Here is a 15,512-nt window from a genome sequence, read left to right on the forward strand (position 1 = left end):
CCGTCAGCTCTTACTGTGCGATGACTGCGACGGTGCTACCGACCTCGCGTTCGGTGTGCGTGGCTCCCCAGGTGTCTGTCGGGCGGTTGTACAGCGTGTTGTTGATGATCAAGGTGGAGTCGCCTCCTGAGCCGAGGCCGACGGCATCTTCCGCACCGAGCCATTGCATGATGCCGGCGGCTTCGTGCCAGGTCGCCCCTACGCTGACGCCCGCCTGACGGCCGTCGACAGTCACCAGGAGAAGCTCGCCCGCAGATGTGATGCCGGCGAGGGTGCGCGGGTGACGCTGCACGACGGAAAGGTTGGGTCGGCCCTGGAAGTTCGTCATCCCGTTGGCGGCGGTGTTGATCAGTGTGTGCCCGTCACGGAGGAGGGCGGGGCCACCACCCGCAACCGCGGACAGCGTGGGGCTGGTGACCGATCGCCCCGTGGAATCCACCACGCCGGCACCGGGTTTGAAGGCTGCTCCGACGACGGCGTGTTCCTGGAGCCATGTGGCGCCGTCGCCTATGCCCTGCATGACGCGACCGCCGGGAGGGATCGTCCCACCGGCAGGGCTCCTGATCTCCTGGACGACCCAGTTTCCGTTCATCACCACCTCGGTGCTGTCGGTGACTCCGTTGCCAGGGCTCGGCGTTGTGTCACCCCATTCGGGTCGGAAGACGACGACTTCGTTGTCGTCGACGCACAGCGTGTTGCGCCAGGGGGCCAGAGTGGGGGCCTGGTCGTCCTTGCGGATGTCGCCGCCGACCCCGCCGCAGCCGAAGTTGCGTCCGGGAACCCGGTTGATGCCGTCAATGCTCCTGAGGTCACCGTTCGGGGCGGTGACCTGGATCTTCGAGGTGACTTCGGCGATGCGCGCCCGGGCTCCGGCACCTTCGAGCAGCAGCGCTGTACGCCCGTTGTTGGCTTCGCTGAGTATGGCGTTGTCCTTCATGTACAGCCCTTCGGGGTCGCCATCGAACCCTGAGAAGTCCGGGCCGGTCGAGATGTCGTACTCGGCGCCGTTCAGCGCGACGAGGGCGTTGTTGAGTTTCGCCATCTCGCGCACTGTCTGCGCTGAGCGAAGTTCCCTGCCGTTGACGGCCTGTACCTTCACAGCGGCATCGGGGGCGATCTTGACGACTCGTACTTCCCAGGGGCCGGAACTGGGTTCGCCGTCTTCTGCCGTGTAGGTGACCCTCCCGCTGTAGCCCGCTTGCGTCAGTTGGTCCAGCAGCTCTTGTGCGTCCGTCCGGCGCGAGGTGTCGAACTGGCCGACGCGTACCGTGTATCCCACGGTACCGGCAGGGGTATCCGATGTCGCGGGAGCATCAAAAGTGTCGACGCGGGCGGGGAATCCCTTCTGCGTGAGTTCAGCGGCAAGCTGGTCGGCGTAGAGACGATTTCCCACGAGCCATCCGGAGTTCACGGGGTTCTTGAGCCAGACCGACCACACGTCGGAGGGCTCCCCCTGGGTGAACTTCTGATAGGTGACGCCCGGTGCCAGGGTCTGGACCGCACCGACCCTGACTTGCAACGAGGAGGGGCCGAGAGGCATACGGGCCGGATCGTTCTCGGCTGTCGCGGGGGCGGCGGCAAGCGTGAGTGAAGTCAGTACTCCGAGGGCGGCAACCAGTACTGGTATACTGGCGGTGGCGTGGCAATGGACATTCTCCTACAGAGAGACAGCGGCCGGCCATGTCGGCGTTCATGCAGGGTAGCCATAAGGCGTCCAAGGCTGAGCGGCACGGGCTGGCTCGTCACCGGGAACGCGCGAGCCGCGTGCGGTCTTGCCGTCCACCGCCACATGCCCGGCGCCGACCGGGAAACGACCCGGCTAGATCGTCGAGGTGGCCGGGGCCCACTGGCCTGCGGCCGCGTACGAGCGGGCCCCGGCCAGGACCGCGCAGCACGCCGTGAACAGCGTGGTGGAAAGCGCCGCTGTCGCCGTACGGCAAACAGCGGCCGTGGTGATGAGGGCGGGGGCATGTCACACCGGTTGACCGCCCAGCGGCCGGGTCGAGTGAGCGGTTTTCAACTCGCCTGATCTACAAGTCGGGTTGGCGGTGCGAACACTTCACATATTGCGTTGTACGGGGCCGTGCCGTGTCCCGGTTCTCGCGCATCTCGTTGGACAAGTCCCGATGGCGCAGTTGTCCGTCGCCACCGGGCGGGTGGGCGGGGTGCGGTGCGGGACGGAAGGGCGTGAGGCATGAGCACGGTGCGGGAGACGCGGGGCGGTCGGGCGGCGAAGGCGAAGGAGGAGGGCGGGGGTGACCTGCCGGGGGCGTGGGCGGCGTACGGGAGGCTGCTCCAGCATCTACGGAAGCGGGCCGGGTTGAACCAGCAGCAGCTCGGGGAGGCCATCGACTACTCGCTGGAGCAGGTCGCCTCCGTCGAGCAGGGGCGGCGGCCGGCGAAGGCAGCGTTCACACGGGCGGCGGACCGGGTGTTGGAGGCGGGGGGCGTTCTGGAGGTACTCCAGAACGAGGTGGACCGGGCGAAACTGCCGCGCTTCTTCCGCAACTTCGCGGTCATCGAGGCGGAGGTGGTGAGCCGCTTCTCGTACGATCCGCTGCTGGTGCCGGGGCTGTTGCAGACGGAGGGGTACGCGCGGGCGGTGTTCGCCGGTCACTGTCCGCCGCTGAGCGAGGAGATCATCGACCAGCACACGGAGGCGCGGTTGAGTCGGCAGAAGTTGCTGACGCGGGTGCCGCTGGCGGAGCTGTCGTTCATCGTGAGTGAGGAGGCGTTGCGCGATCCGGTGGGCGGCTCTGAGGTCATGCGCGAGCAGTGGCGACGCCTACTGGAGGTCAGCGCATTGCGGAACGTGGAGGTTCAGGTCATGCCCGCCGGGCGGGGGTTCCATCCGGGCAAGAACGGTCCGTTCGTGGTGGTGGAGTCACACGAACACAGGCTCCTCGGGTACTTCGAGTCCCAAGGGGTCGGGTGCGTTGTCACGGATCCCGCCGAGGTCAGCGCGTTCTCGTTGCGATATGGCAAGCTGCGATCGCAGGCCCTGAACGTCGAGGAGTCTGCACGACTCATCGAGCGGATGGTGGGAGAGACGTGAGCGTGGAGCAGGTGACCGAGAACGTGGACGGGCTGCACTGGTTCAAGAGCAGCTACAGCGGATCGGATGGCGGCGACTGCGTGGAGGTGGCTGCCGGTCTCGACGCCGTGTACGTGCGGGACTCCAAAGTCGCGGACGGTGGGCCGGTGCTGCGGGTTGGCCGGGGCGAGTGGGCAGCGTTCGTGGCGCTCACGGCGGGATAGCTCCGACCAGGACTTCCGAACGGAACAACGGGCTGGTTCCAGTCACTTGAGATGATGCGAACCAGCCCGTTGTCATGCCACCGGCTCAGAAGAGGGCGCCCTCGGCGCCCTCACCGAAATCCGACCCACCTCGCGCAGCCATCTGCTCCTTGCGCTTCCGGACGGCCTCGGGGGAGGGCGGGGGCAGGTCGGGGTGCTTCTCCCTGGCCTTCTTCTCCGTCACTCCCTTGTGCAGACCGAGGTGAACCTCGTCGGCGTACGCCTGGTGGTTCAACTGGCGCAGCCGGTCTATGATCTCGGTCCGGGCAAGGAGGCCGATGGTGTAGCGGATACCCTGCTCAGTCTCGTGGAAGCCATGATCCAGTGAAAACGTCTCGTGGGACGGGTCTACAGGAAGCGTCTGCCCAGAATCGTCCAGGAGATCATCCCAACCGTAGGCCTCAATAGTGGCCCTGTCGATGTCCTCGTGAATTTGACGCAGCCCGACGATATCCGCATCTTCACAATCCGGATCATGAAGCATGTTGTAGGTATCAGTAAGTCCAGCTTTACGACGAAGCATCACTTCCTTCCGATAGGAATGTAGGCGATAACCCGATGCTCGCAATCGCTCAGTGAATACGGGCTGCACCAGAGGCCTGGCCGCATCAGACGGCGTATATCGTAGATCAGACTTCAGACTGGAACACCTATCCGTCGTCCACCAGTACTGCACCGCACTACATCGAAATCCGAGCTGCGCGAAGTCTTCGCTTGGGACAACGACCACCATGTGCGAAAAAACAGACCCGGTTGGAACCATGACGGGCATTTGCGTAGCGCTGCTGAACGTGATCGCGATACAGCGGCTCAGTGGACTAATAGCGGAACGCAGACCAGGCGCCAACTTCTCATACTGCCACCATTTTTCACGCGTAGCACGCTTATCGTCACCCAGCCTGTCCCGCTGCGGTTTCACCAACTCACGCACGCGAGCAAGTGCCAATGGATAGCGTTCAGCCTCACTGAGCGAACGATCCCCAAAATCAATAATCATCCGACTCGCCGACAAATCCGGACTCCCGTTGAGATCCTGGCCATTGAGGTAGTTGAAGAGTACTTCTCGGGAATGTGGTTCTCTCAGCATCAAGTCCTTCGCTTCCTCGGGACTCAGCACGAAACCGATACCATTGACGAAGTTACCGATGTACGCAACGCCCGTGTTGCGTACGATCCCCTCCACCCATGATGATACGCGCGATCGGAGATTAAGCGATGAGGTGATCCCATTCGGCGCCAAAGTACCGCCGAGATACCGGACTGCACCCGCAGACAGAGGCTGTCTACTAGTCCAGACCGCACAATATTCGAGCACCGCTGACTTAGATGGCCAGGGGGCGCTCTTGATGGCTCGCCGAATCTCCACAGAATTACTGAGGATTTGGTCCAACCCAACCTCTCGGGTATCCCCCTGAGCCAGAGTGTTGGTTGCAACCAGCCCCGTCTGCCCAGCCTCACCTAGGAGTCTGTGCGCTCGGAGCTCGAAGTACGCCACAAGGTCCGCGTTGCCCCGCTTACCCCCTGCAAGGTAGTCGACCATGTATTCCCGATAGGCTTGTCCGAACGGTCCCGTCAACTTCTTGCCACCCAAAAACGGGGGGTTGCCCACAATGGCATCAAATCCACCCTTGAGTGAATAGACCTCCGGAAAGACCAACGGCCAATGCACCGGCCGCCGTTCCAACGCCCCCTCCGGCAGCTCCGCCCCCAGCCACTCCTCCGCCGTAACCCGCGCCTCGCGCACCACGTCAGAGTCGTCCTCAACGCCGTCCGCGACGATCTGCTGGACGATCCACACAGCCCGCGGAAACAGATCACGGACCCGCTCCCCACCCTCCTCCTCATACCAAGGCACCCGTCCCGAAGCACAAGTAGCCAGCGCCGCCCCCGCGATCAGGTCGCCCACCAGCCGCAGCCGTCGCGAGTGCCGGTTGACCTCCTCCAGCCGCTCCCGCTTCTTCTGGAGTGCCGGCAGGTCGACGCCCTTGATGGCGGTGATCGCCAGGCGTTCGCGCGTCAGCTGGTCCACCAGGTCCCGTGCCTGCTCGGCCAGGACGTCGGTCTGCCCCTGCGGCTTCATGTGGACGGACTGGAGCTGCTCCATGCTGTGCACGCCCAGCAGCGAGTCGCCACACACCAACCTGTCGTCCAGGAACGTGAAGGGCCGCTCCGGGTCCATCGACACCAGCCACAGCGACAGCTTGGCCATCTCCACAGCCATCGGGTTGATGTCCACCCCGTACAGGCAGTGCTCGATGATCTGGCGGCGCGCCTCGACCACCACCGGGTCCTGTTCTGCGTCGGCCGCCGTCACGGCGTCCACAGCCCGACCCGCCCGGTAGACCATCGCGTCCGTGCGGCCCTCGTTCTCCCAGGCCTCGATGAGGCGGTCGCCCAGGTAGCGGCACGCCGCCACCAGGAACGCCGCCGAGCCCATCGCGATGTCCGCGACCTTCAGGTCCAGGATCTGGTCGGCCGACTTCAGCCGCCACTCCCCCGTGTCCGCCGTCTGGAGCGGGCCCGGCTCGTACACCAGGGGCTCCAGCGCGTGCAGGACGACTTCCTCCGCGAGGAAGCGGGGCGTGTAGTGCGTGCCCGTGTTCTTCCGGAGGGAGGACTCGGTGACGTACAGGGTGCCGTTGGGGATGACCGTCGGCAGGCCGCGCAGGTCGTCGCGGAGGATGCCGACGAACGGGAGCAGGCGCTCCGTCAGTGCCGGGTCCTTCGTCACCGCGTTCAGGCGGCGACGGGCCTCCGCCGACTCCTCCGTCCCCAGCGGGGCGAGCTTCTTCTCCAACTGGCCCGCCGTCGCCGGGGGCTTGGGGTCCTTCCACTTCTCGTGGATGGACTTCGCCAGCGTCTTCAGCGAGCCGCCCGCCTTCGCCGCCAGGGACTCCAGCTCCCGCAGCGGGACCTCGTGTTCCAGGCCCTCCGGGCCGATGAGGCCCACCATGTGCTCGGTCGCCCGACGCCCGTCGTACGACAGCAGGCCCTCGTACACGTAGCCGATCTGCTCGACGTCCAGCGCACGGAAGCTGAGCGTGCGGACCTCGCGGTCCTTGCCTTTGCCGACGCGGACCTCCTGCACGGCCTGGAGCATGTGCAGGACCGTACGGTCGTCGATCGGGAGGAGCGGGGTGGTGCGCTCCAGCCACGGGTACTTGTCCGGGTCGAAGATCGAGCCGTCGTAGGCGGGGAGTCGGAAACCGGAGCCCGGGTGGTCCACACCCCCGTGCACGGCGTGGAAGAGGGCGATCAGGCGGTGCCAGGCCGACGTCGTGTGTTCGAGGGACGTCTCGCCCTCCTCGTCCGCCCGTGCCTTCAGCTCGTCGCGCAGGAAGCGGGCGGAGTACGAGCGTGCGTACACCTCGTTGTCGGCCGGCAGCAGGCCGCGCTCCTCGGCGAAGAGGAGGAAGACGACGCGCATCATCACCGCGACCGCGCCGCGGTAGATCTCGCTCGCCGGTACCCCCGACGCGTGCAGGCCGAGTGCGCCGTTCTCGGCGGCGCGCACGTCCGCGCGCCCAATCGCGTCGACGAGGAGTTCGACCGCCTGCCGGACCTGGACGCCCAACGCCTCGGTGACGTCCTCGCCCGCCGCCAGGCTGGCCTTGAGCAGGCCGACCAGGGTTTCCGGCTCGTCGTACTCGAAGAAGCGGCGGCGGCTCAGCAGTGACGCGAACGCGCGAACCACGTTGCGCTCCGCCGCCTCGTTCCAACCGATGGAGTCGAAGACGGCCGTGGTCGTCACGCCACCCAGCGGGGCCCAGACCAGGCACCACCAGCGGCCGTCCGTGACCAGGCCCAGCGGCACCCCGTGGTGGCGCAACAGACGCGCCAGACGGTCGGCCGGAGCGGCAGCCCAGTCACCGCCACCGCCCGCCCGCGCGGTGGGCGCCGTGCCTGCGGGGACGGTGACGCCGAGGAGCCGTACGCGCTTGGCGGCGGAGTCCACGTCGGGCTCGGCGGCGAGGTCGGCGCCCGGTTCCACCAACGCGAAGTCGGGGCGGACCTCGGTGTTGTGCTCGGCGACGCGCAGGGTGAGGCGGTCCAGGCCGTGGTGCTCGGACTCGCCCTCGCGGAAGGTCAGGGCGTCGTCCCAGCCCAGCAGGCGGCGCAGGACGTACGCCACCCACGCGTCGCGCCCGGCGACGGTGTCGGTCTGCCAGTCGGCGTGGTGGGCGCGCAGACGGGCGCGCTCGTCCTTCTCCAAGGCGTCGAGCTGGGGCCAGGCGCGCAGCAGGACGGGCATCGTCAGGAAGGGGCCGGAGACCTCGGTGAGGTCCAGCCACTCCTGGTGCTGCCGACGGCCGTCGGCGGCCTGGGCCTTGGCGGCGGCTACTCCACGGCTCATGGGGCGGCGGGGGCTCATCGGCGGGCTTCCTTTGCGGGGACGACGAAGACGACGGCGGCGGGGAAGAGGTGCGAGCGGGGCTCGCGGTAGCGGGCGGCGATGGCGGCCAGCTCGCGCTCGCGCTCGGCGGGGAGGCCTTCGAGGCGGTGCTGCCAGCGCTGGCGGTCCTCCTCGAACTGGCGGCGCTCGTGGCCGGTCAGTTCGTGGGTGGTGAGCAGGGCGAGCTGTTCGCCTTCGCCCTCGCCCTCCTCCTTGAGCTTCGCGCGCAGGGTGGCCTCGAAGCGGTCGAGGGTGGCCGTGATGCGGCGCTCCTCCTCCGTCCGTCGGTCGGCGAGGCGGCTCTCCAACTGGCGGCCGAGTTCGGCGGCGCGGGCCTCCAAGGAGCGGTAAAGAGGGTCGCGGAGCTTGGGCCAGGCCTCCGTGAGTTCCCTGCGCAGGTGCGGGGCGGCCTCGGTGCCCCGGGTGAGGGCCTGGGACAGGACCCGGCCCTGCTCGCCCACCGACTCCCAGCGGCGGAAGCGTCCCGTATCGCCGAACCAGCCGCCCGCGTACAGGACTTCCTCGTGCAGACGGGTGCCGTCCGTGCCGACGAGGACGTAACGGGCGTACGCCGAGACGAGCGTCGTCGTGACGGCCGGGTCGTCGGTGACGACGGCGGTGACGCGGCTCAGGCCGACCGAGTCGGCGTTCCAGACGGCCGCCGTGAGCAGGCGCGTCGAGAGCGCGACGAGCGGGTGCTTGAGGTGGGCGAGGACCACGTCGTCCCTGCCCTGCGCCGCCACCGCCGGGGAGAAGGTGAGCGGGCGCTGCTCGCCCTCGCGGAGCTTGTGGGCGAGACCGCGGGTGGCCCGTTCCCAACTGCCGGACAGGGGCTGTACGTCGAAGAGGTCGCCCGGTTCGAAGTCCTCGGCGCGGACCGTGGACGGCAGGAGCGGCGGCTGGTGGTCGAGAGCCAATGCCGTGTCGACGACGCGCTTGACGTTGACCGGCGTCAGGCCCAGCGTGCCGACCGTCTCCTCGTACTGGTCGGCGAGCCGCTTCGTCTGTGCCGTGACGTTCTGCTCGGGGGCGACGTCACCGCCCGTGCGGCGACCCTTGATGGGCTTCGGCTTGGCGTTCTCGATGTCGACCGGCGCGGTGTCGCCGGTCATGCGGCGCTGTACGGCGTCGGCGAGGACGGCGTTGACGGAGCCGAGGTCGTGCTCCATGCGCGCGACCTTCTTGGCGACGCGGGAGAGGAACTCCAGGTCGGCCTCGTAGGAGCCGGCCTGGGCCTGCTGCCAGCCGGAGCCGATGAAGTGGGTGATCTCGGGGTCCTTCTTCTGGCCCCAGCGGTCGATGCGGCCGATGCGCTGTTCGAGCTTGTTGGGGTTGAAGGGGATGTCGTAGTTGATCAGGCGGTGGCAGTGGTTCTGGAGGTCGATGCCCTCGCCGGCGGCGTCGGTGGCGAGGAGGATGCGGACCTTGCCCTCGGCGCGGGACGGCTCGGTCTGGAAGCCGAGGCGGATGCGCTCGCGCTCCTCTGCCGAGAGGCCGCCGTGGAGGCGCTCGACGCGGCCGCCGTCGGTGAGTTCCTCCGCCTGGAGGAGGTCGTGGAGCCACTCCTGGGTGTCGCGGTACTCGGTGAAGATCACGACCCGTTCGTTGGTCCACTTCTTGCCGTCCGGGCGGCAGATCGCCTTGATCTCGTTGATCAGCGCCTCCGCCTTGGAGTCGGGCGCGGCCTCGTGGGTCAGCGCCCAGCGCTCCATCTCCTGGAGCAGGTCGAGTTCCTGGCCGTCCTCGGCCGGGGTGAGGGAGGTGGAGCGGGTCAGGGCGTCGTCCTCGGCGTCGACCAGGCCGGTGTCGTCGAGGTCGGCCACCATGTCCGCGAACTCCTCCAGCCACTCGGGGACCTCGGCGGCGGCCGAGCGTCCTCGCGCGGGGCCACCGGTGTCCTCCAGGTGGGAGAGGTAGACCTGGACGGTGTGCAGGAAGGCCGCCGGGGAGGAGAACAGGCGCTTCTTCAGCAGCAGGGTCACCAGGTCGGCGGCGCGGCGGCCGCCCCGTGCCTTCGGGGTGAGCTTCTTGCGGCGCAGTTCGGCGAACGAGCCGAGCAGTTCGTGGATCGCCCGCTCCTGCTGCGTGTAGTCGACGGAGAGTTCGCGCGTGACGCGGGTGCGGAAGCGGGGCGTGCCGTCGGCGTTGGTGACCGTCGACTTCAGGCGGCGTACGACGGTGTCCTTCAGCGCCTCCTTGTCGGGGTCGACGCCGCGCGCGAAACGCTGGTCGTCGATGAGCTCGAGGAGGGCCGTGTACGACTCGGGGTAGCCGTTGTGCGGGGTGGCGGAGAGGAAGAGGCGGTGCTCGAAGTGCGGGACGAGACGCCGGATCAGCTTCGTCTGCTGGGAGTCGACGGCGTAGACCTGCTTGGGCGCGGCGGGGGCGACGTGGTGGGCCTCGTCGAGGACGAGCAGGTCGAAGAAGCGCTTGTGCTCGCCGTCGGGGCTCTCCTCGGGGGCGCCGATGACCTCGTCGAGGAGGCGCTGGGCCTTCTGGCCGCGCAGCCAGGGCAGGGAGACGATGGTGAGCGGGTGGACGCGGAAGGGGTTCGCCGCCGTGCCGTGGGTGCGGCGCAGGCGGGCGCAGTGTTCGGAGTCGACGATGGTGAACTCCAGGCCGAACTTCTCGGCCATCTCGTCGCGCCACTTCAGGGTGAGGCCGGCCGGGCAGACGACCATGGTGCGGCGGGCCCGGCCGCGCAGCAGCAGTTCCTGGACGACGAGTCCGGCCTCGATGGTCTTGCCGAGGCCGACGTCGTCGGCGAGGAGGAGGTTGACGCGGGGCGCGCCGACGGCGCGGGAGACCGGCTCCAGCTGGTACGGCTCGACGGCGACGCCGGAGCGGAACGGGGCCTGGAGGGTCTTGGCGTCGGCGGAGGCGACGGCGGACCAGCGGACGGCGTCGAGGAAGGCGGCGAGGCGGTTCGGGGAGTCGTAGGCGCCGGCGGAGGCGTCGGGGAGGGAGCCGGCGGGCAGGACGCGGCGGCCGGGCTCGACCTCCCAGATGACGGAGAGGGTGTCGCCGAAGCGGCCGTCGGCGACGGACTGGAGGTGGACGAGGGTGGCGGGCCTGCGCTCCCCGCCGCCGTCGGAAGCGCCGGGGGCCGGGGACGGCTCGACGCGGGCGACCACCCAGGACTGGCCGCGCACCTCGACGAGGTTGCCCTCCTCGGGGAGCTGTTCGGCCCCCGTCCGCTCGGTCTCGCGCTGAGCTGCTGGCGTCATGGGCGCTGTTCCCCTCGGGTGTCTCCTGCGGCCGTCCGTAGACAGTGTCCCGTCTCCCCTCCGGGCGGCGCGGTCGCAGCGTAACACGCAGCATTGACTGTGAACATAGATTACGAAAAGGCGGGTGCTCGGCCGGTCACGCGATGCGCCCGAGCCGGTCCAGCAGGGTGCGGGCGCGTCCGTGCCGGGGTTCGGGGACGGGGAGGATCCGGTCCTCGTCGTCGGCCAGCCGCTTCAGCAGTTCCCTGGCCGCGTGGCGCTCGCCCGTGCGGGCCAGCAGCACGGCGATCTCGTACCGGGTGTCCAGGACGCTGGGGTCGTCCGGGCCGAGGAGGCTGCGCTGCTCGGCGAGGACCGACTTCAGTTCGTCCAGTGCCTCACGGGTGCGGCCGAGGCCGCCCACGCACAGGGCGTGCCCGACGCGGGCGGCGAGGACGTCGGCCCTGCCAAGACCGGGGGCGGCCAGGAGGTCGCCGTACTCCTCCAGGGCGCGGGCGGGCCGGCCCGCCCGGCGGACGCGGTCGATCTCGGCCAGCCGGGGGTGCGGGATCACCGGCTTCGCGGGGCTCACCGGGGTGGACGCCCAGGCGGCCGCCCGTGCGGCCACCTCGGTCGCGGAGGCGGGGCGGTCCTCGGGCTTCTTCTCCAGCAGCGCCTCCACCAGTTCCCGCAGTCCGGCCGGGACGCCGGGGCGGCGCTCGTCGAGCGGCGGTACGGGGTCGTGCGCGTGCCGGTGGTAGAGGAGGAACTGGCTGCCGGTGGCGAAGGGCGGGGTGCCGGTGAGCAGCTCGTAGAGGACGCAGCCCAGGGAGTAGAGGTCGCTTGCGGGCACCGTCTCCCCCACGGCCTGCTCGGGGGCCATGTACATCACCGTGCCGGGCGTGCCGTTCGCCGCGGTGAAGCGGGTCTCGCCGGGCTGCGGGTCGAGGGCGGCGGCGACGCCGAAGTCGAGGACCTTCAGCTCGCCGTCGGGGGTGAGCATCAGGTTCGACGGTTTGAGGTCGCGGTGCACGACGCTCTCGGCGTGGGCGTGGGCGAGCACCTCGGCCGTGCGCCGGGTGACGTCCGCGGCGTGCTCGACGGACAGCGGGCCGTCGCTCTCGAGGACGGCGTCGAGGGGCCGGCCGGGGACGAGGTCCATGACCAGGTAGAGCCGGCCCTCGTGGCTGCCGTGGTCGTGGACGGCGGGGATGCCCGGGTGGCGCAGCCGGGCGGTGAGGCGCGCCTCGCGGAGGAAGCGGCGCTCCAGGGAGGTGAAGTCCGAGGCGCCCTGGCGGGGCTGGAGGAGTTTCACGGCGACCTCACCGCCGCGCCGCGGGTCGTACGCCGCCCACACGACCCCCATGCCGCCCCGGCCCAGCTCCCGGGTGAGCTCGTACCGTCCCAGGCTTCGCCGCATCGCGCTCGTCCCCAGTCCCAGTCCCGGCGCCCGTGGCGCCCTTCACTCCCCTGCGTCCGGGAGCGAGCCCGCGCACCCGGTCGACGGGGTCATCTTCGCACCGTTCACACGGGGCTCGGTCCCTGCGGGACCAGGAAGGGGCGGCGGGGGTCCTCCGGTGCGGCGGGCCGGACGGCCAGCCGGGGGCTGGGGGCCGGCAGATAGGGGGCGAGGGCCGCGTACACCTCGGTCGCGGAGGACGGGCGGTCGTCCGGTCGCTTGGCGAGCAGGGCGGTGACCAGTTCCCCCAAGCCGCGCGGGACATCGACACCCGCGTCCTCGATCGCGGGCGGCGGTGAGGTCAGGTGGTGGGTCGCCAGCAGGGCCGGCTGGTCCGTGGCGAAGAGGGTCTCGCCGGTGAGCATGTGGTGCAGCAGGCAGCCCACGGCGTAGAGGTCGCTGCGTCCGTCGAGCCGGTCCTGCCCGGAGAGCAGTTCGGGCGAGGCGCACACGATGTTGCCGATGCTCTCGCCGGTCATGGTCAGGCGCGGGTCCGTGTCGGTCAGGACCTTCACCAGCCCGAAGTCCAGGATCTTCACCACGCCGTCCCCTCGGACCATGACGTTCTGGGTCTTGAGGTCACGGTGGACGAGGCCGGCCGCGTGGGCGGCCGACAGGCCTGCGCACAGCTGGGCCGCGACGGCGGCGGCCGTGGGCACGTCGAACCGGCCGTCGTCCTGCTGGTCGAAGAGGAATTCGAGGGTGGTGCCCTCGATCAGTTCCATGACCAGGCAGCAGGTGCCGTCCGTGATCGACGCGTCGAAGACGGTGGTCGTGTTGGGGTGGTGGAGGCGTGCCGCGGCCTTGGCCTCGCGCTGGAAGCGCCGCAACGCCTCTTCCCGGCTCCGGGGGACGGCGAGCAGGTCCGCTGCGACCGTCTTGACGGCCACGGGTCGCTCCAGGCGCAGGTCACGCCCCTGCCAGACATGGCCCATCGCACCGCGACCGAGGACCGATGTGAGCTGGTAACGGTCCAGGAGCACCGTTCCCGGCGTGAATTCCTGCATTTCTCCCGTCCTCCACACTTCCCGCACAGCGATCCGGACATTTGCACTGTGAACAAAGTCAATGAGCGTAGTAGCCTCTCATACATATCCCTCCAGAGACCCGTCCACCGCCGGCCCGCACACCAGCGCCCCAGCACCTCGGAGACCGCCGATGAGTACAACCGACTCCGTACCCGTCAGCCTCGCCGAGATCGCCCGGATCGCCGGCGTGGGGCGTGCCGCGGTGAGCAACTGGCGGCGGCGCCACGACTCCTTCCCCACCCGCATCGGCGGCACGGACGTCAGCCCCCAGTTCTCCCTGGCCGAGGTCGAGCAGTGGCTGAGGGACAACGGCAAACTCGACTCCATCGGGGGGCGCGAGCTTCTGTGGCCCCGGTTCGAGGCGCTGGGCAGCAGGGACGAGTCGGGCCTGGCCATCGCCGAGGCGGCCCGCCGCATGCACTCCCCTCGGGCACGCGGCTCGCGCACGGAACTCACGGCGGAGGCCGAGGAGTTGGCGGCCGAGGCGGCGAAGCTGGGGCGGGACGAGGGGGCGCGCGAGACGTTCGAGTTCCTGCTGCAAAGATGGCTCGAGACGCATGTACGTCAGCTCAGTACGACACCTCCGCCGCTCGCCGCGCTGATGGCGCGGATCGCGCTCGGCGTCCGCGTCGGCGGGAGCGGCGAGGAAGCCGGCGAGAAGCTCACCGTTCTCGATCCGGCCTGCGGAACGGGGCACTTGGCGGCCGCGGCCGTACAGGAGGGCGTGGGCTCGGGCCTGTCGGTGCTGGCGTGCGAGCGGGATCCCGCCCTCGCCGCGCTGGCGTCGGCGCGGCTGGCGTTCCTCACGGACGACCACGACGTCCGTACGGAGATCGTCACGGCGGACGCTCTGCGCGAGGACCCGTTCACCGGAGCGCGGGTGGACATCGCACTCTGCAACCCGCCGTTCAACGAACGTGACTGGGGCTACGCGGAACTCGCCACCGATCAGCGCTGGACGCACGGTCTCCCGCCACGGACCGAGCCGGAACTGGCTTGGGTGCAGCACCTGTTCGCCCACCTCAAGCCGGGCGGGGCGGCCGTCGTCGTCCTGCCTCCGGCGGTCGCCTCGCGCAAGGCGGGCCGACGTATCCGGGGCTCCCTGCTGCGGACCGGCGCGCTCCGCGCCGTGGTGGCCCTCCCGCCGGGCAGTGCCCAGCCGCACAGCGTCTCGCTCCAACTGTGGATCCTCAGAGCGGCACCGGACGGCACGGCCGCGGTGCCGCCCGGACAGGACGTTCTCCTGGTCGACGCGACACGGTTCGCCAGGACCGGCACGCGTGAATCCGGTCCCCACTGGGAGCCGCTGCGGGCCTTCGCCCTCTCCGCGTTGGAGGCCCTCGACCGCCCGGACGCCGGCCTGCCGGACGGAGCCGTCCGCGTTCCCCTCATCGAACTCCTGGACGACGAGGTGGACGTCACCCCCGGACGCTACGCGTCGGTGACCGCCGAACCGTCCGGCCTCGAACTCGCGGCGGCCTGGCGGGAAGCGGGGACGGCGCTGACCGACCTGGCCCGTCGAGCCGAACGGCTGTCGGAACTGAGGTTCTCGACCGACCTGCCGCAGACCACGACCAGCGTGGGCGACCTCGTCAAAGCCGGTGCCCTGTCGCTGCGTTCCGGACAGCAGACGCTGGACGGCACGACGGCACCCGGCAGAGACTCCGTGCCTCTCCTCACTGTTGCCGACCTGCTGACGGACGGCACTCCCAGCGGGCTCGTCACCGCCGGATCGGCGCCCGTGATCGTCGAGGAGGGCGACGTCGTGGTCGCCGGTGTCGTCCGTGCGTACCGGGCATGGGTGCACGAGGGGCCCCCGACGGCCCTGGGACCGCAGCTGTACGCCCTGCGGGTGGACTCGGCCAAACTGAACGCGCATTTCCTCGCCGGCTGTCTGCGCGCGCCCTCCAACGGACGTCAGGCGGGCACCCACGCCTCCAGCTCGTCACGGGTCGACATCCGACGCCTGCAGGTGCTCCACCTCCCACTGCGGGAGCAGGAAGCGTACGCCGAGGTCTTCCAGGGCCTCCGGGACTTCGAGGCACGACTCGGTACCGCCGAAGGCCTGGGCAGGAGACTGGTGAGCGACGTCTCCGACCTGCTCGCCGCGGGCGGGCTCGGTGTCTGAC

8 protein-coding genes are annotated in these 15,512 nt (G+C 69.5%); 3 read left to right on the forward strand and 5 right to left on the reverse strand.

Annotation, left to right across the window (positions count from 1 at the left end; genetic code table 11):
* Window positions 1-10 precede the first annotated feature (10 nt).
* On the reverse strand, window positions 11-1,540 hold the full coding sequence (locus ACZ62B_RS00765; protein ID WP_469689056.1) for a phosphodiester glycosidase family protein: 1,530 nt from the start codon (window positions 1,538-1,540) through the stop codon (window positions 11-13).
* A 654-nt stretch (window positions 1,541-2,194) separates the two neighbouring features.
* Between ACZ62B_RS00765 and ACZ62B_RS00770 the strand changes: the two genes are divergently transcribed.
* Together ACZ62B_RS00770 and ACZ62B_RS00775 are read left to right on the forward strand one after the other, a co-directional pair.
* Window positions 2,195-3,055: a helix-turn-helix domain-containing protein gene (locus ACZ62B_RS00770; RefSeq protein WP_469689057.1), complete on the forward strand. Its 861-nt coding sequence runs from the start codon at window positions 2,195-2,197 to the stop codon at window positions 3,053-3,055.
* The gene (locus ACZ62B_RS00775; protein ID WP_469689058.1) at window positions 3,052-3,258 is read left to right on the forward strand and encodes a DUF397 domain-containing protein; all 207 of its coding nucleotides are present in this window, start codon (window positions 3,052-3,054) and stop codon (window positions 3,256-3,258) included. The genes ACZ62B_RS00770 and ACZ62B_RS00775 overlap by 4 nt, the downstream gene beginning before the upstream one ends.
* A gap of 85 nt (window positions 3,259-3,343) precedes the next feature.
* On the opposite strand, the gene ACZ62B_RS00780 is transcribed toward ACZ62B_RS00775, so the two are convergent.
* From ACZ62B_RS00780 to ACZ62B_RS00795, 4 genes are all read right to left on the reverse strand, one after another.
* Window positions 3,344-7,669, reverse strand: a complete 4,326-nt coding sequence (locus tag ACZ62B_RS00780; RefSeq protein ID WP_469689059.1) for an Eco57I restriction-modification methylase domain-containing protein — start codon at window positions 7,667-7,669, stop codon at window positions 3,344-3,346.
* Entirely contained in the window at window positions 7,666-10,917 is a 3,252-nt protein-coding gene (gene drmD / locus ACZ62B_RS00785) for a DISARM system SNF2-like helicase DrmD (protein ID WP_469689060.1), read from the reverse strand. Before drmD ends, ACZ62B_RS00780 begins: the two co-directional genes overlap by 4 nt.
* Before the next feature lie 136 nt (window positions 10,918-11,053).
* Window positions 11,054-12,316, reverse strand: coding sequence for a serine/threonine-protein kinase (locus ACZ62B_RS00790; protein WP_469689061.1), 1,263 nt, complete (start codon window positions 12,314-12,316; stop codon window positions 11,054-11,056).
* Between the two features lie 104 nt (window positions 12,317-12,420).
* Window positions 12,421-13,362: a serine/threonine-protein kinase gene (locus ACZ62B_RS00795; protein WP_469689062.1), complete on the reverse strand. Its 942-nt coding sequence runs from the start codon at window positions 13,360-13,362 to the stop codon at window positions 12,421-12,423.
* Between the two features lie 151 nt (window positions 13,363-13,513).
* Here ACZ62B_RS00795 and ACZ62B_RS00800 point away from each other — a divergent pair, with 151 nt between their 5' ends.
* Complete coding sequence (locus ACZ62B_RS00800; RefSeq protein WP_468726050.1) at window positions 13,514-15,511, forward strand: N-6 DNA methylase; 1,998 nt, start codon at window positions 13,514-13,516, stop codon at window positions 15,509-15,511.
* The last annotated feature ends 1 nt before the right edge of the window (window position 15,512 follow it).

It is taken from the genome of Streptomyces sp. NPDC053426, from assembly GCF_055585405.1.